This is a genomic window from Aquirufa sp. (assembly GCF_044377215.1).
Lineage (GTDB): Bacteria > Bacteroidota > Bacteroidia > Cytophagales > Spirosomataceae > Aquirufa.
Map to the genome: position 1 here is coordinate 16627 of NZ_JBILJM010000003.1, position 23505 is coordinate 40131.

Annotated in this window: 18 protein-coding genes; 15 read left to right on the top strand and 3 right to left on the bottom strand. The window is 40.0% G+C overall.

The genetic code is table 11. The features are described 5' to 3' along the window. Window positions 1-93: 93 nt before the first annotated feature. Window positions 94-909 carry an SDR family oxidoreductase gene (locus ACIQ6T_RS01900; RefSeq protein WP_395783660.1) on the top strand — a complete coding sequence of 272 codons (816 nt, stop codon included), beginning with the start codon at window positions 94-96 and terminating at the stop codon, window positions 907-909. Window positions 910-1030: 121 nt separating this feature from the next. On the opposite strand, the gene ACIQ6T_RS01905 is transcribed toward ACIQ6T_RS01900, so the two are convergent. Beyond that, window positions 1031-1807: a DUF2490 domain-containing protein gene (locus tag ACIQ6T_RS01905; protein ID WP_395783662.1), complete on the bottom strand. Its 777-nt coding sequence runs from the start codon at window positions 1805-1807 to the stop codon at window positions 1031-1033. Between the two features lie 368 nt (window positions 1808-2175). On the opposite strand from ACIQ6T_RS01905, the gene ACIQ6T_RS01910 reads away from it, so the two are divergent. The 13 genes from ACIQ6T_RS01910 to ACIQ6T_RS01970 all read left to right on the top strand — a co-directional run bounded on the left by ACIQ6T_RS01910 (window position 2176) and on the right by ACIQ6T_RS01970 (window position 20777). Next, window positions 2176-5193, top strand: coding sequence for a SusC/RagA family TonB-linked outer membrane protein (locus ACIQ6T_RS01910; RefSeq protein WP_395783851.1), 3018 nt, complete (start codon window positions 2176-2178; stop codon window positions 5191-5193). A gap of 33 nt (window positions 5194-5226) precedes the next feature. Further along, window positions 5227-6738 (top strand): RagB/SusD family nutrient uptake outer membrane protein, encoded by a 1512-nt coding sequence (locus ACIQ6T_RS01915; protein ID WP_395783664.1) that lies wholly within the window; start codon window positions 5227-5229, stop codon window positions 6736-6738. A gap of 55 nt (window positions 6739-6793) precedes the next feature. Next, window positions 6794-7972 carry an FG-GAP repeat domain-containing protein gene (locus ACIQ6T_RS01920; RefSeq protein ID WP_395783666.1) on the top strand — a complete coding sequence of 393 codons (1179 nt, stop codon included), beginning with the start codon at window positions 6794-6796 and terminating at the stop codon, window positions 7970-7972. A gap of 71 nt (window positions 7973-8043) precedes the next feature. Further along, window positions 8044-8820 (top strand): DUF1080 domain-containing protein, encoded by a 777-nt coding sequence (locus ACIQ6T_RS01925; RefSeq protein ID WP_395783668.1) that lies wholly within the window; start codon window positions 8044-8046, stop codon window positions 8818-8820. Window position 8821: 1 nt separating this feature from the next. Next, complete coding sequence (locus ACIQ6T_RS01930) at window positions 8822-11536, top strand: c-type cytochrome (protein ID WP_395783670.1); 2715 nt, start codon at window positions 8822-8824, stop codon at window positions 11534-11536. 8 nt (window positions 11537-11544) lie between these two features. Beyond that, window positions 11545-12603 carry an aldose 1-epimerase family protein gene (locus tag ACIQ6T_RS01935; protein WP_395783672.1) on the top strand — a complete coding sequence of 353 codons (1059 nt, stop codon included), beginning with the start codon at window positions 11545-11547 and terminating at the stop codon, window positions 12601-12603. Further along, window positions 12603-13811 carry a class I mannose-6-phosphate isomerase gene (locus ACIQ6T_RS01940; protein ID WP_395783674.1) on the top strand — a complete coding sequence of 403 codons (1209 nt, stop codon included), beginning with the start codon at window positions 12603-12605 and terminating at the stop codon, window positions 13809-13811. The genes ACIQ6T_RS01935 and ACIQ6T_RS01940 overlap by 1 nt, the downstream gene beginning before the upstream one ends. Window positions 13812-13830: 19 nt before the next feature. Continuing rightward, window positions 13831-14853 (top strand): sugar phosphate isomerase/epimerase family protein, encoded by a 1023-nt coding sequence (locus tag ACIQ6T_RS01945; RefSeq protein ID WP_395783676.1) that lies wholly within the window; start codon window positions 13831-13833, stop codon window positions 14851-14853. 14 nt (window positions 14854-14867) lie between these two features. After that, window positions 14868-16016 carry a Gfo/Idh/MocA family protein gene (locus ACIQ6T_RS01950; protein ID WP_395783678.1) on the top strand — a complete coding sequence of 383 codons (1149 nt, stop codon included), beginning with the start codon at window positions 14868-14870 and terminating at the stop codon, window positions 16014-16016. Continuing rightward, entirely contained in the window at window positions 16007-17491 is a 1485-nt protein-coding gene (locus tag ACIQ6T_RS01955) for a sugar ABC transporter ATP-binding protein (RefSeq protein WP_395783680.1), read from the top strand. The genes ACIQ6T_RS01950 and ACIQ6T_RS01955 overlap by 10 nt, the downstream gene beginning before the upstream one ends. A 110-nt stretch (window positions 17492-17601) precedes the next feature. After that, on the top strand, window positions 17602-18441 hold the full coding sequence (locus ACIQ6T_RS01960) for an ABC transporter permease (protein ID WP_395783682.1): 840 nt from the start codon (window positions 17602-17604) through the stop codon (window positions 18439-18441). Further along, the gene (locus ACIQ6T_RS01965) at window positions 18441-19337 is read left to right on the top strand and encodes a substrate-binding domain-containing protein (protein ID WP_395783684.1); all 897 of its coding nucleotides are present in this window, start codon (window positions 18441-18443) and stop codon (window positions 19335-19337) included. Before ACIQ6T_RS01960 ends, ACIQ6T_RS01965 begins: the two co-directional genes overlap by 1 nt. A 117-nt stretch (window positions 19338-19454) precedes the next feature. Continuing rightward, window positions 19455-20777 carry a Gfo/Idh/MocA family protein gene (locus tag ACIQ6T_RS01970; RefSeq protein WP_395783686.1) on the top strand — a complete coding sequence of 441 codons (1323 nt, stop codon included), beginning with the start codon at window positions 19455-19457 and terminating at the stop codon, window positions 20775-20777. Between the two features lie 59 nt (window positions 20778-20836). Here ACIQ6T_RS01970 and ACIQ6T_RS01975 read toward each other — a convergent pair whose 3' ends face one another. Further along, window positions 20837-21259 (bottom strand): VOC family protein, encoded by a 423-nt coding sequence (locus ACIQ6T_RS01975; protein ID WP_395783688.1) that lies wholly within the window; start codon window positions 21257-21259, stop codon window positions 20837-20839. A 362-nt stretch (window positions 21260-21621) separates the two neighbouring features. Here ACIQ6T_RS01975 and ACIQ6T_RS01980 point away from each other — a divergent pair, with 362 nt between their 5' ends. Then, window positions 21622-23235, top strand: coding sequence for a hypothetical protein (locus ACIQ6T_RS01980; RefSeq protein ID WP_395783690.1), 1614 nt, complete (start codon window positions 21622-21624; stop codon window positions 23233-23235). Here the strand turns inward: ACIQ6T_RS01980 and ACIQ6T_RS01985 are convergent. Next, the gene (locus ACIQ6T_RS01985) at window positions 23204-23503 is read right to left on the bottom strand and encodes a sugar phosphate isomerase/epimerase family protein (RefSeq protein ID WP_395783692.1); all 300 of its coding nucleotides are present in this window, start codon (window positions 23501-23503) and stop codon (window positions 23204-23206) included. The two genes, ACIQ6T_RS01980 and ACIQ6T_RS01985, sit on opposite strands and share 32 nt — an antisense overlap. Between the last annotated feature and the right edge of the window lie 2 nt (window positions 23504-23505).

Genomic DNA, 23505 nt, shown 5'->3' on the forward strand with positions numbered 1-23505 from the left:
ATAGGCAGGATAAAAATAAATATCAACCATAGACTATACTCTACTGTTGTGGGTTTAGAAATAAGCCGATATGTTTGTCAAAAAAACAACAGGATGAACAAAACAGTATTGATTACAGGAACCTCAAGCGGGATAGGAAAGGCTGCCGTATTAGAATTTGCTCGTAACGGATGGAATGTGGCGGCGACGCAACGAAGCCCCGAGAAAGAAACGGATTTTGCGAACTTCGCTAATGTAAAACTATATGCATTGGATGTGACAAATTTATTCAGTGTAGAGCAAGCGATAGACCGGGCTATATCAGATTTCGGCCAGGTAGATGTGGTGATTAACAATGCTGGCTATGGAGTTGACGGAACTTTCGAGGCGATGTCCGATGAGATTATTGAAAAGCAATTCAGCACCAATGTGTTCGGTTTAATGCGTGTGACCCGCGAAGCAATTAAGCGGATGCGCCCACAAGGCGGCGGTATGATCATTCAAATTTCTAGTATGGGAGGTAAAATTACATTTCCATTGTATAGCATTTACCATGCGACAAAGTTTGCCGTTGAAGGTTTCACCGAATCGTTGCACTATGAATTAGCGCAATTTAATATCCAACTGAAATTGATTGAACCAGGTCCGATTGTCACCGACTTTTATGGTAGAAGTAGACAATTTGTTAAATCTTCAACCACGAATCAATACGATGGGTTTATTCAAAAATTTAATCAAGCTGCTGAAAAAGTAATGAAGGATGCGGAAGGGCCAGAAGTTGTTGCTAAAACCATTTTTCAAGCAGCAACTGACAACACAAGCCAAATGCGGTATGCGGTTGGAAAACCTGGTCCCTTGTTGTTACTGCTTAGGAAAATACTTTCGGATAAGTTATACTTTTTGATGGTTAGAAAAAGTTATAATTTGTAATTAAACGTATTCCAAATTAAATGTCCTATTGTTCAATTGATGGAGAGAGCACAAATCAAAAAGAGGTCAATTAAAGACCTCTTTTTTGGTTTAAGCCACGTCCTATTTCTGGACGAATAGTTTATTCTTTCGACTTAGTTAGGTCTAGATTTAAGGTAGCATTGAGAATTAGGCCATTGTTATTTTGAAAAATATTTTGACCGTTTATTTGTCTTCCCAATTGCAACGTTTGATTTATATACCCTCCTTCAATTCTCACGTTTTTGGTGAAACGATAACCAAGTAAAATGCCAATTCTATTTTGGTCAAAAATATTGGTATTTACATTTTTCCCAAAGCCGATCAATATTTCATCATAAGCCGCTAGGTAAGCCGTCTTATCTTTGATTTCTCGACCATTTAATGGGACTTGTAGGCGAATCATATATCTCGCTCTGTGAGCTAGTGGAAACTCGTCTTCGCTCATCACATTGACCGAACTATATCTTCCGATAAACCTTTGCTCCAACATAAATCGGTGAGAAATTTCGACAACACCTTCCTTTTGAGACAGCTGGACCATTTCGAAAATTCGATGTTCCGTAAAATCTCTACCCATTTTATTAAGCGGATATTCTCCATAAGGATAGGTTTCCGCCCAGGCGTAACCCCCTCTTAGTAGAACTCGAGGGGTTAAATTGTAATTTAGCCCAACTCGTAATAGGCCTTGCTGCCAGCTAGTAAGCAGGTCATTTCGACGCCATTGGTATTCTGTGTGCATCCCTGTCTTTTCTGATAACTTGAAGGTGCCTAAATAATTGTACCAACCAATGGTATTGGTCGTGAATAAGCGACTGTTTTGCGCAAATGAAATTTGACAGCTAATGGCTAGAATTGCGATAAAAAGTTTACACTTCATACAAATGGATTACAAATCAAAAGAGATATGATGGGGGGGGCAAATTTAAGGCTAAGTTTTCAATTTCAGTTACATGCCTATTTTATATGTTTTTGACAACCAAACTGTCCTAATAAAAATAATTCAAAACGTTATTATAATATTTTAATAATAAATTTAACTATCCTATGCTCACATAAGGATAGTTGCCGCACGCTTAGGTGTTATACTTGTGTCCAAAGTAGTATTATTAACGTATATAGGTATCTTTTTCAAATCCTTTAAACCTTAAACTTTTAACTATGAAAAACATTTCAACGATTCATCGAATTGGAATTCGGTCAATGGGAATATTCCTAGGGCTGTTTTTAATTCTATCGAGTACCTTGATGGCGCAGCAGCAAGCCGCCACAGGAAAAGTGAAAGGAACAGATGGAGAACCGGTTATCGGGGCCTCTGTTTCAGTAGTCGGAACTTCCCGCGGTGCATCCACTGACGGAGAAGGTAATTTTAAAATCACGGTGAGTAGAAATGAAACCTTACGCATAAGTTCCGTGGGTTTCAACACAACGGATGTGGTTTACACCGGGCAGAAGTCGGTGGACGTAATCTTAACTGTTGACAACAAAACCTTAAACGAAATCGTCGTAGTAGGTTACGGTAGCCAAAGTAAGAAAGAAATCACCGGTGCTGTTCAAACGATTTCTTACAAGGACCTAAAAGATTTGCCCGTTACGCAGATCGGCCAGAAATTACAGGGCCAATTAGCCGGTGTTCAAATTAACCAAACCACTGGTCGCCCTGGACAAGGAATGAACATTCGTATTCGTGGACAATTGTCGGTTTCAGCAGGTTCTGATCCATTGTATGTTGTCGATGGCTTTCCTATTACAGGCTCCATCGGTGCCATGAACCCGGATGAAATTGAAGACATCTCCGTTTTAAAGGATGCATCTTCTACCTCACTTTACGGTTCACGTGCGGCAAATGGTGTCGTGTTGATTACGACGAAGAAAGGAAAAGGCTCAGGAATGTCTGTAAGTTTCAATACGTTCACGGGTATGCAACAAGTTCCGATGAAAGGCCGTCTAAAAATGATGAATGCGGAGGAATTTGCACAATTTAAGAAGGAGTCTTTTGAAGATGCGAAACAACCCGTACCAGCGGAATTTCAAAATCCATCTCAATACAAAGACAAAAACAACGATTGGTATGGTGCATTACTTCGTACATCACCAATTACTAGCCATAACTTAACCATCACGTCCAACACGCCAAAGTCAAGAACTTCGTTGGTTGCTGGTGTATTAGATCAAAAGGGTGTTGTTAGAAATACGGACTATCAGCGGTATTCATTACGTTTAAATTCTACCTATGACATTTCTGATAAGGTAACTGTTGGGTTTAACCTAGCACCACAATTGGTATATGACAATACGCCAAGAACTGACGGTGATCGTGGAACAGGTATTTTGTTTAATGCATTACATACGTGGCCAATCATGCCTATTTATGAGGCTGACGGAAAAACGTTGACCAAGTTCAATAGATTCCCTGCGAGTACGGGTAATATATTTGCGTATGCCAACTGGGTTCGTTCGGCGGATCAGTTAATCAATGAAACAACAGCGACAAATTTATTGTCTAATGCGTTCGTTGAGTATGAGCCAATCAAAGGCTTAAAAGTACGTTCATCTATGAATGGAGAAATTTTAAGAACTAAATTCTTTTTCTTTAATCCATCAGAAGCTACTTCTGCAATTAATACGCCTATTCCAACAACCGCCGCTTCAATCCGTGAAAACATTGAAAACTTATCATGGTTAAATGAAAATACGGTAACATACGGAAAGACGCTTTGGGATGACCATAAATTTGAAATTTTAGGAGGTTATACGAATCAATATTTCCGTCAAGAATCGACAAGAATTCAAGCGGATACGTACGCCGATGATCGCCTTCCTACAATTCAAGGAGCGATTAATATCGCGCGTGGAGGAACGAACTCGGGTGTACAAGAGTGGTCATTAACATCCTATTTAGCTCGTTTGAACTATAACTATAAAGGTAAATACTTATTTAATGCGGCTATTCGTAGTGATGGATCGTCTCGTTTTGGAGCAGATAATCGCTGGGGAACCTTCCCTTCTGTAGGCGCAGGTTGGGTTGTTTCAGATGAACCATTCATGCGCGATTTACCAATGGTTTCATTCATGAAATTGAGAGGAAGCTGGGGAATTATTGGAAATAATAACTTAGGAAACTATACCTCATATGCCTTAATTAATAATACAGTTAACGGCGTATTTGGTAATACGGTTGCAACAGGAGCTGCGGTAAGTTCACTAGCAAATCCTAATTTAGGTTGGGAGACAACGCAGCAATTAGATTTGGGAGTTGATATTAATATGTTTGATGATCGCATCAACTTTGCGTATGACTATTACAAAAAGAATACAACGAATCTATTGTATGCAGTTCAAATTGCACAAGAATCGGGTTTCGGAAATTTCAATGATAACATCGGAGAAATTAAGTTCTGGGGTCACGAGTTTTCTGTGAATACAAAAAATACGACAGGGAAATTGAAGTGGACAACAAACGCAAATATTTCGTTTAACCGAAACGTTGTGGTTGCGTTAGCTCCAGGTATTGACCGTGTGTACGGAACGTTTCACATTACGCAAGTAGGCAAGCCATTTGGACAATTTTATGGTTTGATCTCAGAGGGTATGTATAAAAATGCGGCAGATTTAGCTAATTCCCCTAACGTACCAGGACGTTCCACAGTAGGAAGTATCAAACTTAGAGATATTAACGGCAACGGGAGGATTGATTTTGGCGGAAATAACGATGACCGGACGATTATGGGAAATCCTTTTCCTGATTTTGTCTATGGAATTACGAATAACATAACCTATGGTGATTGGGATTTTAATATTATCGGATCAGGATCACAAGGCAATCAATTGCTAGTGAGACATATTTATTCCACAGCTAATTTAGATGGGGTATTTAACATGGTAGAAGGCGCTAAATACCGTTTCCGTTCGGAGGCTAACCCAGGTATGGGTATGTACGGAACGACTGTTGGTGGTGGTAACGTAACCGGTATCGAGCGTGATTGGATGAACAGCCGTTTTGTTGCGGATGCGTCTTATTTCACGATTCGTAACATCACGTTGGGTTACACATTTACGAAGCCAACTAAAGTTTACAAGTCACTTCGTGTGTATACGTCTTGCCAACAAGCTTACGTATTTACCAAATATTGGGGAGGACCTAATCCAGAAACCTCGGCTCAAAGTAATGGTCAAGGTGATGGCGGTAACTTGAGCCCAGGTGTAGATTTATCAAACTACCCAGTTCCAAGAACTTTCACGGTAGGCGCAAACTTCAATTTTTAACTAGCTAACTATCAAACGTTTATTTTAGAAAAAATGAAAAATAAAATCATATTAAGCTGTTTGTTGGCCATAGGACTATCTGGTTGCACAGCTGAATTTTTGGAAATAACACCAGAAACGAGTTTAAGTTCGGTCACGTTTTTCAAAACGGAGGCGGATTTTACGCAAGCGGTGAACGCTTGTTACGTACCATTACGTACGATATACAATGATCGTTCGTATTTATTGTCGGAGATGCACTCGGATAATACGTATTATTTTCGAAATACGGCATTTGGTGCTACTGAGCAACAAGAGGATTTGGCAGATTTTTCAATCCCAGTATCAAATGGTCTAACTACAAATACACACGTACTTAATCAGTATCGTCAAGATTATTTGATCATTGCACGGGCGAATCAAATTTTAGATCTTATTGATAAGGCTGATTTTGATGCTGCAGCCAAAGGTAACCTGAAGGGTCAAGCACAGTTTATGCGTGCTTTCGCTTATTTTGAAATTTATCGTTATTTCAATAAAGGGCCTCTTCAATTAACCGCTGTGGCTAATCGTGAACAAGCTGCTGCTAAGTTGGGCACTGCCGCTGATTTAGAAAAAATCATCATTGGTGATTTGACGGCTGCTGCCGCAACATTAAAGTCTAAATCAACGCAAGAGCCAGGTCGCGCAACCTCTGCTGCAGCTAAAACACTTTTGGCAAATATGTACTTGATTCAGAAAAACTGGGCAGCAGTGGAAAAACTATGTAAAGAAATTATTGCAGAAGGGCAGCATTCATTGATGCCAAACTACAATGATGCCTTTACAACAAGTACAGGAAATAAGAATAATGCAGAAAGCATTTTTCAGGTTCAGTATCAAGAGGGAGCGAATGGGTTTCAAGGAAGTTTTATGTATAACTTTTTACCTCGCCCGATGTCTGCAAGTGAATTGGTGACTTTATCTCAAACCTCAAATCCACAGCCACAAACTGGGGAGGGTAATAACGCTCCAATGCCTGAACTTATCGCTGCGTATGAGCCTGGTGACTTACGGAAAGATGCATCCATAGGATACATTACTTGTGCAAGTACACTTTGGGAAGCCAAAACGTATCCTTATATCAAGAAGTTCGTGAGACCACATTCATTGAATGGTAACCACGGAATGAACTGGCCTATTTTCCGGTACTCAGAAGTTCTTTTATTCTTGGCGGAGGCCTTGAACGAACAAGGAAAAACGGCTGAAGCAGCTCCATTCATGAACCAAGTGCGTAAGCGTGCAGGATTGGCGGAGACGACTGCTACAACTCAAGCGGATTTTCGTACAGCTTTAATGAAGGAGCGTCGTATGGAATTAGCGTTTGAGAATAAGCGCTGGCATGACTTAACGAGAACGGATACTTTTAAAGAAGTAATTACAGCAAAAGGAAATAGAATCAAAGCAGATCCATTTGCACATTACTATCAAAGAGGTTTCACACTTCGGAGTAACTCATTTACTGTAATTGAGAAATACTATCCGATGCCTGCTGATGAGGCGGCATTGAATCCGAATATTAAATAAGTCAATTTTCTTTTTAGAGCTGCCGTTAACTCGGCAGCTCTATTTTTTCTCGCACATGCCTATCCGTCAAATTTTTTTAGCCGTTTGTTTTTTTTTCAGCACGAATATTTTTGCTGCGAATCCACCAAGGTTTAAAAAAATTACGCTTACGTCTACATTCGTTTCAGAGGGTGTTTGCATAGGAGATGTGAATCGTGACGGGAAAAAAGATATCATTGCCGGTGCTTTTTGGTTCGAAGCTCCGCGTTGGACCCAACACACATTTACCACAGAAGTTCGCTACAATAAATCGTTACAAAAATTTCCTGCAGGATATCCCTTTAAAGTTGATGAAGGATATGCGGATTCATTCGCTCAATTTGCGGCTGATATTAATCACGATGGTTGGATTGATATTATCAAAATTGGGTTGCCTGGCGAAGCAATTCATTGGTTGGAAAATAACCAAAATAAGCCAGGACTTTGGAAAAGGCATGAATTGTACAGCTCGTTTGGGAATGAATCGCCTTTATTTGAAGACGTTAATGGGGATGGTCGTCAGGATTTAATTGGTAACGACTCTAAAAATAAGCAAGTGATTTGGCTAGAGGCACCTGGAAAGAAAGATACCACGTGGGTGGCTCATGTCATTTCTTCTAACCCAACATTAGGTACGCATAAATATACGCATGGTTTGGGTTTTGGAGATTTAAATAAAGATGGGCGCAAAGATGTAATTATTAAAGAAGGTTGGTGGGAAATGCCTAGCGATTTAACTCAAGCTTGGACTTTCCATCCTTTAAATTTATCCTATGACGCATCGCAAATCTATGTGCAAGATTTTGATGGTGATGGGGACATGGATATTTTGAGTTCTTCCGCGCATGATTATGGTACGTGGTGGCATGAGGTGAAAGATTTAGCCAAAGGCGATGTGGAGACACACCTAATTCAAAAGGAATTATCGCAGACACATGCGCTTCAGCAGCATGATGTAAATCGAGATGGGCACGCAGATTTTATTACGGGTAAACGCTACATGGCGCACAATGGAAAAGACCCGGGAGAATTTGAAAAGGCGTTACTTGTTTGGTACGAATTGATTCCAAGTCATTCACCTAAATGGAAAGCCCACGTCATCGATGAAGATTCTGGTTCTGGCATTCACTTTTTTGTACAGGACATGAATCGAGATAAAAAAGAAGACCTTGTTCTATCAAATAAAAAGGGGGTTTTTCTATTTGAAAAATTATAGTGAAAAATTTCATACCTACTAAACCATTTTTTAAACTTTTTAAACTAATTTAAAATTCTAAACCAATACATATGAAAACTTATTACCATCGATTCATATGGCTATTTGTCTCCTTACTGGCTCTTCAAGCTCCTAGCTTTGGCCAGAAAAACAAACAGTCAGAGAAGGGGTTTAAATCCATTTTTAACGGAACATCCTTACAGGGATGGGAAGGAGATCCTACCTACTGGCGGGTGGAAAATGGCAGTATTGTTGGTGAAATCACGCCGGCAACGCTATTAAAGCGCAATACCTTTATTATTTACCGGGATGCCAAACCATCTGATTTCGAATTGAAATGTGAGGTTAAAATCTCGAAAGAGGGTAATACAGGAATCAATTATCGTTCTGAGGAGTTATTGCCCGATTTGCCATTTGCATTAAAAGGATATCAGGCCGACATCGATGGTGCGATTCGTTATACGGGTCAAAACTACGAGGAACGTGGCCGGACAACCCTAGGATACCGTGGTGAGATTGTGAATGTGAACGAGCAAACGGATCCAGAAGTTAAAAACAACCTTCGTGCTTATTCAGCTCGTAATGCCTGGTTGCCTCGTAAGGTAACAGGGTCATTAGGAAATTCAGATACGTTGAAAACGAAGATTAAATCAGAGGATTGGAATGAAGTACATTTGATTGTTAAAGGAAATCGCCTTTTACATTATGTCAATGGAGTTTTAATGAGTGACGTCACGGACTTGGATAAAGTTAATGGCAAATCAGAAGGTTGGTTAGGCGTTCAAGTACACGTAGGCCCTCCGATGAAAGTAGCGTACAGGAATATTCGTATCAAAAACCTAAAATAACATGAAACCAATTTTTAAGTATTTATTAGCGCTCGTTGCGGTAGTTGGCCTAGGAAGTGCTGGCTACAACAGTTTATTTAAGATTGAACCTGCTCAAGTGGAAGGGGCAAATCCTAAGTTGGATAAAATCAGATTACAACCTGGTTTTAAAATTGAACACTTAATAAGCCCATCTGATGAAAACATGGGTTCTTGGGTTTCGATGACTTTTGATGATAAAGGTCGCATGATTTGTTCAGATCAATATGGTGGTTTATATCGTTTAACGATTCCTGCGATCGGAGCGGCCAGCGTGAAGCCAAAGGTAGAGAAATTGAAATTTGGCAAAGGCGTTGATACCTTAGGTATTGGAAACGCGCATGGAATGCTTTACGCATTCAATAGTTTGTATGTGATGGTTAATGCGCGTGCAACTAGACCTGGCGCTTCGGCTCCTTCGGGTCGTGGACCTGCTCCTGGCTATACTCCTAGAGGAAGTGGTTTGTACCGAGTTCAGGATTTAGACGGAGATGATCAATTTGACAAAATCACGTTGATGAAAGAATTTAAAGGAGAAGGCGAACATGGTCCACACAGTATCATTTTATCTCCTGATAAGAAATCTATTTTCTTGATTTCAGGAAATCATACTGATGTACCTGAAATGGATGCATATCGTCTGCCTAAAAACTGGCAAGAAGATAACATTTTCCCATTGATCAAAGATCCACGTGGACATGCGAATGACCGTATGGCTCCGGGTGGTTGGATTGCCAACATAGATCCAGAGGGTAAAAAATGGGAATTGGTTTCTGCTGGATATCGTAATGCTTTTGATATAGCTTTTAATGAGACAGGAGATTTATTTGCGTATGATGCGGATATGGAGTGGGATTTTGGTTTACCTTGGTATCGTCCAACACGTATTTGCCATGTAACGAGTGGTAGTGAGTATGGTTGGAGAACAGGTAATAGCAAATGGTCAACAACTTATCCAGATAATTTACCTCCAGTATTGAATATTGGACAAGGATCACCTACCAGTTTATTGTCTTTGAAGGATGCTAAGTTTCCAGCTAAATACAAGAAATCTTTGTTGGCTTTTGACTGGACATTTGGTATTGGTCACTTAATTAAATTAAAATCTTCTGGATCTACTTTCTTGGCAGATCGCGAAGAGTTTATTTCAGGTATTCCATTGCCTTTGACAGATGGTGTTATTGGACCGGATGGAGCACTTTACTTTATGGCCGGTGGTCGTCGTTTAGAATCTGATGTATATCGTGTAAGTTATGTAGGGACAGAAGAAGCTAGTGCAAAAACATTAGTGGCAGCTCCTAATGCATTAAACGAAACTCGTCGTAAGATTGAGCAATTTCACCAAGGAGCAAATCCAGCAGCCGTTGCATTTGCTTGGCCTTATTTAAAGCACCCAGATCGTTTTATTCGCTATGCAGCTCGAATGGCATTGGAGCACCAGCCAGTTGCTGAGTGGAAAGATAAAGCTATGTCGGAAAAAGATCCGATTGCCGCAACGCAGGCACTTATCGGTCTAATTCGTCAAAGCAAGCCTGAATTTAAATCAGGGATTTATGCAGCTTTATTGGCAATCGACAACAAAGCATTTACGGAATCTCAAACGCTAGATATCTTGCGTGCATATGAATTAGCAATGTTGCGTTTAGGTATGCCGGATGCATCGATGTCATCAAAAATCATTGCGAAATTTGATGCCAAATATCCATCAAACCGCATGAATATGGACCGAGCATTGAGTCGCTTACTTGTTCCTTTGGAGGCGCCTAATGTAATTGAGCGTACCTTAAAATTAATGCAAACGAAGGATACGGCTAGCGCAACAGCATACCGTGTTGAATCTGCAACTTCATCCGCAGATTTAATTATGCGTAACCCACAATATGGAACGGATATTGCGAAGATGTTGGAGAAAATTCCACCTGCACAGCAAACCTACATGGCCACAATGTTGTCTGCGGCTAAAAATAATTGGACTCCTGCGTTGCACGAACAATATTTCAATTGGTTCAAAAGTTCATTCCAATTTTCAGGCGGACGTAGTTATGTTGGCTTCATCGATCGGGCACGAAAATTAGCTCTAAAAAATGTGGCTGAAAGTAAGCGCGCTTATTATGACAAATTGGGCGGTGCAGATATGTTAACTTCGAATGGGAATGATGTTATGAATATCAATTATCCGAAAGGACCTGGAAAGCAATGGAAGTTGGATGATGCGGTAGCGTTATTGGATGCTCCATTAACTGACCGTGATTTCCAAAATGGAAAATCAATGTACGCCGCGACTACTTGTATTCGTTGCCATGCTTTAGGAAGCGAAGGCGGCGGAAACGTGGGACCAGATCTAACTAATTTAGGTACGCGATTCTCGAAAAAAGATATGTTGGAGTCCATCATAAATCCAAACAAAACTGTTTCGGATCAATATGCCGCGACGCAAATTATGCTACGCAATGGAACTTCGGTCATAGGCCGATTAACCAATCAGGATAAAATGGCCTACTACATTTCTCAAAATCCATACGCTCCGGATGATGTTGAAAAGATTTTGAAGAAGAATGTATTAAGCATGAAATATTCGCCGGTATCAAGTATGTTGCCAGGTTTGATTAACAGCTTAAATGGCGAAGAATTAAAAGATTTAATGGCTTATTTGATGTCAGGCGGAAGCGAAAGTAACGCCATGTTTAAGAAAAAGTAAAATGAATTATGCCAGAATGGACCGATAAAATATCGAATCACAAGCAATTAGGAGGAATTGAGACGTCCGTTTTAGATAACGGTGCAGGTAAAGGAGTCCGAATTGCTTGGATTGATACGGGTTCAGGATTTCGTTATAAAGTGGTACTTGATCGTGCCATGGATATTGCGGAGGCATTTTTCAACCAGCATAGTCTTGCGTGGATAAGTCACGTAGGAGTTTTAGGGCCTCAACCTATGTCGAACCAAGGAATTGATTGGCTTCGTACATTTGGTGGAGGCCTTTTGGTTACGTGTGGTTTAGATCATGTAGGTGGACCTGATGAAGATGCGCATGGTACGCGTGGCGTGCATGGTTTAATCAGTAACATACCCGCAGAAATCATTTCTATTCAGCAACCAGATATACGTGCAGGTAATTTAGATATGTCGATTACAGGAATTATACGCCAACATAAAATTTTTGGACCGTGTTTGACACTGAAGCGAACCATATCGGGTCGTTTGGGACAAGCAGGTTTAACGATTAAAGATGAGGTGATGAATGAGGGTAATACGCCGGCTCCTTTCATGCTTTTATATCATTTTAATTTCGGTTGGCCTTTGGTCGACGAAGGAACGGACATCATTTGGAAAGGGAAGCACCGCGTCGCGTCAGATCCCAATTTACTGGGTAGCACGAACATCAAAAAATGCCCGAATCCTTTGTCCGTTCATGATGGACCTGGTGAATCTGTGGTATTTATAGAGCCCGAGGCAAATTCAGATCATCAGGTATATTGTGGTTTATGGAATGAAAAAAAGCAATTGGGGGTTCAGATTTCTTTTGATAAGAGGGAATTACCGTGGTTGACCAACTGGCAACATTTTGCCAAAAATGAATATGTGACCGGCATTGAGCCAGGAACAAATCCACCGATTGGCCAGAAGGCAGCTAGAGAATCAAACGCATTGACTTTCTTAGCCCCAGGAGAAAAAAAATCAATTGAAGTGAATTTATCCGTGTTGGGACCCGAAGTAGGCCCTTACACAACTTATACTAATTTTATCAATTTAATTAACGAATAATGAGCAATAATGCAGCTAAAGCGCTAGAGCAAGGAAAAGGAATTTTACGATTAGCCCCTACATGGGTTCCGAGGTCTTTTTGCGTGCCAGGTAGAAGAATAAAATTACATCCAGATGATTATTACGTTTTGGGTGGCGTCCGCGGTGGAATCGATGAGCGTTGGTTATCGTCAACGACTCCTGCTAAAAATGGTCCATTGACCGGTGAAAATGAAGGCTTAAGTGCAGTTGTTTATTCCGAAGGTGGAAAAGAAGAGCAGATTCTATTGATTGATGTAATCGAAGCATTGAAAGGTGAGGTGATCGGTGATCGTTTATGGAATGAATACAAATCTTGGCCGATGTACTCCAAGTTTTTTGATAACATGGGGCCTTTGCCACATCACATTCACCACAATGATGAGCATGCCGCTAAGATAGGTCAATTGGGAAAACCAGAAGCCTATTATTTCCCACCGCAACTAAATAACCATGGGGGTGATTTTCCCTATACGTTTTTTGGAATCGCACCGGGAACAACTAAAGAGCAAATAAAAGAGTGTTTGATGAACTTTACGAAGGGGGATAACAAAATCACCATGTATTCTCAAGCATTTCCTTTAATCCCGGGCACAGGCTGGGATGTTCCTCCGGGGATGTTGCACGCTCCGGGAAGCATGTGTACGTATGAGCCACAAAAAGCTTCAGACGTATTTGCGATGTATCAATCATTAGTAAATGAAGCCGTAATTCCTGAAGAATTATTGTGGAATGGTACTCCAAAAGATGAAATTGGGAATTATGACCAGTTGATGGAAGTGATTGACTGGGATTTAAATACCAATCCAAATTTATTGGAAACTCGTTTTATGCAACCTATTCCAGTTTCAGATGAGGCGGAAATGGAAGCCAACGGATATTCTGAAAAGTGGATTTGCTACCGTTCAGATGCGTTCTCAGCAAAAGAATTAACTGTTTTCCCAGGACAAACAGTGACGATTACGGATGCTGCTGCCTATGGATTAATCATGATGCAAGGTCATGGTAAAATGGGCGTTTGGAATATTGAAACACCTTCATTGATTCGTTATGGACAATTGACCAACGATGAGTTTTTTGTTACTGAGAAAGCAGCAAAAGCTGGCGTTCAAATTACCAATCATTCAACGACGGATCCTATTGTGATGTTGAAGCACTTTGGTCCATCAAATCCAGATTTAAAATTCTAAACTTCTTAATTTTTTTAAAATGAATACTTATCCAAAATTACACAATGCCACATGGCCTGGTATTGTAGGAAAAGGTCCAGATTCCGAGCCGGTTATTTCGTTGGACAAAATGTTAGCCATGACTGCTGCCGCTGAGGTGGATGGTGTGAAATTTGATGGAGTGGATATAGGTTTATTGCCTCCTCATTTTGATATCGAAAGTGGTAAAGAAGGAGCGAAAGCGTTAGCTGATAAAGTAGCAGCGCACGGATTAGAAATAGGAAGTTTAGTAGCACCTATTTGGGCTGGAAATGCGATGGGAGATAAGGATGCACGTGACACGTTTGTCGATATGGTGCGTCGCTCTTGTGAAATTGGTGCTGAATTACGCAAAATAGGTATTCGTCCTAATGGCATTGTTCGTATTGATTCTGCTGCTGGAGTAGCGGATTGGGCTAAGGATCCAAAAGGAAATTCGAAATTGATTGTTGACACATTCCAAAGAGCTTGTGACGTCGCCGCAGATTTCGGTGAAAGATTAGCTGCCGAAGGAGAAATTTGTTGGGGTGGCATGCACTCATGGCGCAATATGATTCAGACTTTAGAAGCCGTAGACCGTCCAAACATTGGTTTCCAAGCGGATATGTCGCATACTTTACTCTACACGATGGGATATAACTGTCCTGAGGATCGTATTTTACCTATTGATTATCAGTGGGATGATCGCGAGGTATTGAAAGCTTCGTTAAAAGAATTGACTGCTGCTCTTCGTCCATGGACGATTGATTTTCACGTAGCTCAAAATGACGGTACGGTTCATGGAACGGGAAGTCATGATAAGACCGGTCGTCACTGCCAAGCGACGGATCCCAACGGTAAGTTGGTGATTTCTGAAGATGCAGGTTTCTGGCTTCGTGATGAAAAAGGAGAATTAACCAAGGCGTTCAAGCATATTTGTTGGGACGGTTGCATGTTCTCAAATTCTGTGATGGAACAACAAAAAACTTGGAATGATATTTTAGCCGCAATGATTCAAGTGCGCAATGCGCATGGTTGGTCATAATAAACCTATTAACTATGAAACAAATACGAATTGGATTAATTGGCACTGGATTTATGGGAAGAACCCATTCCAATGGATATAACCGTATCCAAAACTTTTTCCCAGAGTTAACCTGCAAGCCTGTTTTACAAGCGGTTTGCTCGCGCAATGAGGCAAGTGTTAAGCAATTTGCCGAACAATGGGGATACGCATCTTACGAGACCGATTGGCGTAAATTAATTGCCCGCGATGACATCGATGCGGTGGATATTTGTACACCGAATGACACACATGCTGAAATCGCTATTGCTGCGGCCAAGGCTGGGAAAATGATTTTGTGCGAAAAGCCTCTATCAAGAACGTTAGCAGAGGGCGAAGAAATGGTCAAAGAGATTGAGAAATCTGGTGTGGCGAATACGGTTTGGTATAATTACCGACGTTTACCTGCGGTTAGCTTAGCGAAGCAAATCATAGATTCGGGAAAACTGGGACGGATTTTTCACTACCGGGCTAATTTTCTTCAAGATTGGACTATTTCACCTGATTTACCGCAGGGAGGTGCTGGAACTTGGCGATTGGATGTTGAGGCGGCCGGTTCAGGAGTTACGGGTGATTTATTAGCCCACTGCATTGACACAGCCATGTGGTTAAATGGTGGCATTGCCGATGTATCCGCGATGACGGAAACCTTTATTAAAGAACGTGTTCACGTTGGTTCAGGCGCAGTGAAAAAAGTAGGCATTGATGATGCATGTATTTTCCATTGCCACTTTGATAATGGCTCGTTAGGCCTTTTTGAATCTACCCGTTATGCACGTGGCCACAAGGCCCTTTATACATTTGAAATAAACGGCGAGCATGCTTCATTGCGTTGGGATTTGCATGATTTAAATCGCTTGGAAATGTATGACCATGCAGATGCATCAATTACCCGTGGTTGGAAGTCTATTTTAGTCACCGATGGCGATCAGCCTTACATGGACAAGTGGTGGGTTCCTGGTTTAATTATTGGCTATGAGCATAGTTTTGTTCATCAAGCGGCTGATTTTTTCAAAGCTTTAGGCGAAAATACACCTTGTGCACCTACATTTAGAGACGCGTTACAAACACAACGTGTTTGCGAAGCCGTGATTGAATCGGCGAATACAAAGTCTTGGAAAGATACGCATGTTGAATGGCCTTGAGTACGAGTTTACTCGTAATTGAGGACCTCTCGCTATCTTTTTCCGAGTCTCAGGTCCTTAAATCAATTTGTTTGACCTTAGAAAAAGGCCAAATACAGGCTATTGTAGGGGAAAATGGAGCGGGTAAATCTTCTTTATTTAAATGCATCATGGGAATTATATCCCCTAGTTCAGGGGATATTTCCTTTTTAGGCAATAAAATTCAGAACAGCTCAATTCGGGAAATTTTAACAGCAGGAATCTCCATGATTCACCAAGAGCTGTTATTGATTCCCGAATTGACCGTGGCTGAAAATATCTATTTGGGAAGGGAATTTTCGGAGGGCCAATTTTGGGGCATTTCTGATATCAATGGCCGCGTTCAGCAGCTATTTGATCAATATGGGTTGGATATTCCCGTGGATATGCCGGTGAAGGAATTGTCGATTGCGAACCAACAAATTGTTGAGATCATGCGGGCGGTATCCCAAGGGGCTCAGGTCATTCTGATGGATGAGCCAACGTCCTCATTGACGGATATTGAAGTGAAATTTTTTGGCCAATTGATTCGCACGCTACGGGATGCACACGTAGGCATCTTATTTACCTCGCACAAACTAGAAGAGATTTTTGAATTTGCTGATGTGATTTCAGTTCTTCGTGATGGCGAGATGGTAGGAACCTATGACGTTCATGCGTTAAATGCACGATCTTTAGTTCAAAAAATGGTGGGCAGAGACATGGCCGATTTTTATCCTTTTTCGGAAACGATTCCCGGAGCCGTATTATTGGAATTGGAAAATGTAGGACTTTCTGGAGTCTTTGAAGGCATTAATTTACAGGTTAGAGCAGGCGAGGTTCTTGGTTTAGCAGGGTTGGTTGGCGCAGGGCGCACAGATATCGGTCAAAGTATGTTGGGAATCAAACCACATACGGAGGGGAAAATGACGTATTTGGGGAAGGAATTTACCCCGAAACATCCCGCTGAAGCAATTGCATTAGGCATGGGATATTTAGGAGAAGACCGAAAACAATTGGGCATGATTCCCGAAATGTCTGTTGGCGAAAACATGACCTTAGGGCTTATGCAGTTTTTCCAAAAATTTCAGTGGATCTTAACAAATCCGGAACAAGCCAAGACCAAAGAGCTGCAAACGAAATTCAATATTCGGGTGAAAAGTGGCCAACAAAAAATGGAACAATTGAGTGGAGGGAACCAACAAAAAGTTTTATTTGGCCGGATGCTCATTAATAATCCGGCTTGTATGGTTTTGGATGAGCCCACGCGCGGGATTGATGTCGTTTCGAAATTTGATATGTATCAATTGATACAGGAAATGAAAAAAGAAGGGAAAGGCATCGTATTGATTTCATCGGATATGACGGAATTATTACAGATGAGCGATCGAATTGTGGTTATTTCGAAAGGCAAACAGCGTGGGGAGCTTTTGCGGAAAGATGCCACCGCTGAACGTGTTTTACAACTAGCATTATAAAGGGGTACATGAAAAATATTTTTTTTAAGAGTCCTACGGGAGGAATATTTGTTGCGTTAGTTTTTGTCTGCCTCTTGTTTAGTGGCCTGACGTCCAAATTTTTTACCCCCATGAACCTTTCGGTTATCTTAAACCAGGTCTCGGTCAATGCAATTTTGGCTTTTGGCGTTACGTTTGTGATTATTTCAGGCGGAATAGATTTATCACTGGGATCTTTACTAGCTGTTTGTGGCGTTGTGGTGGCTTTGTTGTCCCAGCAAGGCGGATTTCCAATTGCATTCGCATTTTTATTAACACTTGTGGTGGGTGTTTTGATGGGAGCATTTAATGGGGTTATTGTTGTACTTACAAAAGTTCCCCCCTTTATTGTAACGTTGGGAACGATGACAATTGGCCGCGGCCTCGCGTTGCTATTAAGTAACGGTCGGCCTATTTCAGATCTAAACGAAACACTGAATGTATTGGGCAATGGAACCGTGGGAGGAATTCCGATTCCCATCTTATTTTTGATTGGGTCCTTTATTATTTGCCAACTCATTTTATCAAAAACTGTTTTTGGGCGCTATGTTAAGGCGATTGGGGGAAACGAAATGGCCGCTTTTGTCTCTGGCGTTCGCGTGAATCGAATCAAAATATATGTGTATATGTTGAGTGGATTTTTTGCGGCTTTGGCAGGTATTTTGTTAACGGCCCGCATTAATACAGGTCAGCCGAACGCGGGTTTGGGATTTGAACTTGATGCCATTGCCGCGGTGATTATCGGAGGTACAAGTACGCGTGGAGGCAAAGGAACGATTACGGGGACTTTATTGGGGGTGTTGTTTATTGGTGTCATCAACAATGGATTGGATTTAATTAACGTCTCTGCATACTGGCAGCAGGTTATTATGGGGGGAATAATTATTTTAGCGGTGGTTTTAGATTTAGTGTACCAAAAATTAAAAAAATAATGAATATAAAGTCGGTTTTCGCGCTATTGCTTTTTGTTGGCTGTATGGCCTGCTCGGAAAAGAAAAATGACAAGTTGGTGATCGGAGTCTCCATGTTAAGCATGCAAAATGAGTTCATCCAACAGGTAGCGGATGCCATTGAGAAATCGGGGAAAACGGCGGATGTGGAAATAATTATTGTGGATGCAGAGCGGTCTTCTTTAAAGCAAGTGGAACAGGTGGAGAGTTTCATAAGCCAACAAGTCGATGCGATCATTCTGAATCCGTGTGAATTTGAGGCGAGTTCTCCTGCGGTTGAAAAAGCCCAACAAGCGAAGATTCCAATTGTCAATGTTAACTCGTCTACCAAGTCGAAGCCTGATGCATTTGTGGGTTCAGATGATGCTGAATCGGCGAAGATGGCGATGGAATTAATCGCGAAACATGTTCAGGGAAAGGGAAATATTTTGATGATACAAGGCTACATGGGACAAGCGGCTCAATTGGACCGGGAACGAGGGGCGAAAGCGGTATTAGCGAAATATCCGGATCTAAGATTACTAGCTTCCCAAACGGGGGAATGGGATCGTGCCAAATCCATGTCGCTCATGGAAAATTGGATTCAATCCTATGGAAATGATGTGCAAGCAGTGTTTGCACAGAATGATGAAATGGGGATGGGAGCTGTGCAAGCTTTGATGGATGCTAAAATCAAGCCAAAGGTTTATGTGGTCAGTATTGATGGAATTCAGGATGCCCGCAAATCGGTCGATCAAGGATTTTTAAATGCGACGATTATTCAAAATGCGGAGAAGCAAGGTTCGGAGTCGTTGCGTTTGGCAATTGCCTTAGCTAAAAAGCAGAAAATTTCGCAGTCAACGATGTTGATTCCCTTTGAAATATATACGAGTAAGTAATGTAAGCGATTTGGAACAGGCTTTGTGATGTAAAGATGTTTTAATTCATGAATTTATTAGAATAAAACAAGGTGATTTTTTGAAAAAAGTATACATTTAAAAAAATAAATTTTCGCTATGAAAAGCTCAAACTCAAATTCGATTAATAGACGTGATTTCCTGACTAAATCGAGCCTTGCCATTGGCTCTTTTTTCATCGTTCCCCGACATGTTTTGGGGGGAACTCGTCCAGATGGATCTCCTTATATAGCGCCAAGTGATCTCATTAATTTAGGATTTATTGGAACAGGAAAGCAGGGAAGAGGGTTATCCAATTCGTTTTTGAGCACAGGTGAGGTTCGCATAGCGGCTATTTCTGAGGTCTATCAAGCAAAGACTAACCTGTTTTTGGATCGGGTCAAAGAAATTTATTCCAAATCATCTTCGCTTGGATCTTATTCCGAAATAGCCCAATATCAAGACTTTACAGAGTTATTGGCACTGAAAAACATCGATGCGGTTGTAATTGCTAGCCCAGACCACTGGCATGCGGCGATGTCTGTGCGCGCTGCAGCTGCAGGCAAAGATATTTATTGCGAAAAGCCACTTTCATTGACTGTAAAAGAAGGTCGTGCCATGGTGGATGCGACGCGAAAATATAAACGTGTTTTTCAAACAGGATCCATGCAACGCTCATGGCCAGAATTTAGACAAGCAGCCGAGTTAATTCGTAATGGCTACATAGGGGAAGTGAAATCGATTAAAGTGAATGTTGGTCCCCCACCCATAGCCTATGATTTAACGGCTGAAGAATTACCAACGGGCTTAGACTTTGAGAAGTGGCTAGGACCGAATGATGCAGTTGCGTTTAATTCGGAATTGGCTCCTCCAATTTCAAAAGATGTGTTTCCGAATTGGCGGAAATACAAGGAATTTGGTGGTGGCGGTATGACGGATTGGGGCGCTCACATGTTTGATATTGTTCAATGGGCACTGGATATGGACGGAAGCGGACCGGTTCAAGTAGATGCACCAAAAACCAATGGCAATGAATTTTTGACCTATACGTACGCGAATGGAATTAAGATGACACACCAGCCTTGGGAGTGGAATAATGCCATCGAGTTTGTGGGTACGGAGGGAACGCTACGTGTGCAAAGAAAGAAATTGGAAACATCGAATGCGGCCTTGAAGGATCGTGTTATTGGGCCGAATGAAAAGCATGTTTACGAAAGTACGAATCACTACAAAGACTTCTTGTCGGCCATGCGCAATCGCACGCGTCCTGTATGCGATGTGGAGATTGGTCACAGAACAGCCTCTGTTTGTAACATCGGAAACATTGCCTATGAGGTTAATAAATCATTGACCTGGAATCCAAAATCTGAAAAATTCAATGACGCTGGCGCAAACGCATTGCTTGGCCGAAAATTGAATAAAACATGGGGGATTAAGTTATAAATGAAAGGGGCGTAATGACCTCTCCCCAATTTAAATTGGCATTGAGGTGGAGGGTGGCTTTATTGAACGTATTCCACCATCCACTCAATGCCATATTTTTCTCGCAAAGTGCCTAAATTGGACCTCCAAGGCCCCTTATCCATAGGCATTTCTACTACACCACCTGTGGATAGACCAAGGAATATAGCCTCTGCTTCTTCTTTTGAATCTGCGCTAACGGTAATCTTACTTCGATTTTCCTCCTCGTTCACCACGCCTAAAAAATTAGCCACATCACTCCCTGATAAAACACAGGAAGTTCCGATGGGTAAACGAACTAACATGATTTTGTGTTGCTCTTCCTCAGGGAATGAGAATTCAGGACTATTCAATTCGCTGAATCGCATTAGGCGTGAAAATTCTCCGCCAAAAATAGAGCGATAAAATTCAAATGCTTCTTCTGTATTTCCGTTAAAATGAATATGGGGGCGTATCCTTGCCATAGTTATTATAGGTGTAAAATTTTCTTACGTCCTATTGAAATTTCAAAACAAACTAATAAAAATAAGCAGAATTAGCCCATTCAATTTTATCAAATTATTGGACCTATTCTAGTTAACAATTCTTATCATAAATGGTAGTAATACGACCATTAGATAATTTTAAAACTTAATATAAATGAATTTGAAAAATCCCCAATACCTTTAATTAATCAAGTTCTTTTTTGTTTGCTCTATTGATTTAAGTACAATTTATTCCCTAATGATTTAGCGTCCAAATTAGGAACTATTGTAAAGAAGTTGATTGCTCATTCACCCTTAGACTACACATTAATAATAAATAAGAAGCTAGGGTCAAAATATTTGTGATTAGTAATGTAATGCTAAAATTTAAATCTATTTATTACTTCGGATTAATTGCTTTAGCTTTGTTTATTAGATCTTTAACATGGAATAGCAATTTCCTTAATATTGACGAACTAGAATGGATTTACTTATTGCAAAGGATAAAAGTAAATGCAATTCCGTTTGAAGGCTTTGTAGCTCATACAACAGGTCCGTTAGCAATATATTTTCTTTCTTTTTTAAATTTTTTTCAGGAAAATCCAACATTATCAGGACTGAGGCAATTTCAATTTTTTATTTGTATTGTCCCCTCGTTTTACCTGTTGTATAAATCGGTATCGGCTGGTGGTAAATGGATTTCTATTCTAATATTTTTTTTATTTATAATAACCAACGATTCTAAATATTCTCTAACTGCCTCTGTTAACGATTTTTTTGCATATAATACTGAGTATATGCTAATGATTGCAATAGCTATAATCTATTATCTTCAACAGGCAGGGACTCACAAAAATGCAAGAATATTTATTATAGCTTTAATGTGTTTCGGGTTATTTTTTATTAAATCTCAAGCAATTGTATTTTCAGGCTATTTTTTGTGCATATATTTTATTCAATTGTATTTATATGACATTAAAAAAGCGTATTTATTGATTTTATATACATCGATAATTACCATTTTAATTATTTTTTTTCTGTTTATAAACGATATATGGGATTCGTTTTTAGTGGAGTATTTGCATAAGAATTTTTTATATGCTCAATCAAATAAGTCTAATTTACTATCTCAATTAGTCAATGTTAACCAAGTATTTTTAGAATCAATATTGTATTTCTGGATTTTATTTGTGGCGTTTGTGGTCTATTTGTTGTGGAGGATATTTAGGTTAAATGACTTAGTATTTTTATCAAATAGGTCTTTAAAAGCAGTTTTACTCCTCTTTGTTTCCCTTTTTGTCGTTTTTGTCTCTACAAATAATTTCAACCATTATAAGGTTTTTTTATTTTTTCCAATGAGTTTGACTTTAGGGGAAGTATTTGCAAGTTTTCGTATTCAATTAGTGCAACATAAAGTACAAGTAGCGGCATTAATAATTCTATCTTATGTAATTTTTTATCGATCTGTATTATTAGAGGTTTATCAATATATTTCAAACAATAAATTGGAAGAATATAGAAATAGCATAGGTGTTAATCCACTTTACGTTAAAGGGGCAAACCCATTTTGGTCAACTAATAATAATTTGAATAAAAAGGAAAGGATTCGTGTTTTCCAATTTCTTCGTAAAAAATTGAATTCTGATAATTATAAAAGCAAAATTTATATTTTCGGCTGGTTTGTTGGACAAGGGTATTATTATGAGCTATTGAAATTTGGTATACCCGTAAGTAAATCGGCACAAAATCAATATTTATTAGATTGGTTTTTTGCCAAAGACTATAATAATTATCAAAAAGAAGAAAATCAGTTAATTTCAGAACTGAAAAAGAATAAACCAGAATGGATTGTTGATTCAGAACGTGTACTATTTTCTTTGAAAAATCTACCAATTGAAAGATTTGTAATTAGTAATTACATCATTGCCTATAAATCTGAAAATTTTATAATTTATAGATCTCGAGCAACACTTTGACACCACTTGATTTCGCATAATCGCCTAATTCAACTAAGCTTGAAATGATGGCGCCGACAGTCGCTTTTTCATCTTGATCTTTGGGGAGGTCATTCGGAAATACCCGTATAAACGGACATCCTAATTGGTCTGCTAATTCAATGTATTTTTTGGCTTCATCCAGATTTTTTTGCCGTTTAGCAGGATCCAGAAAATGCATGTTGGCCGACGAACCTAAGTTGACAATTTTAAGTTTTTTATCCTCTACTTCCCGTCTTGTTGAAGCCAAAT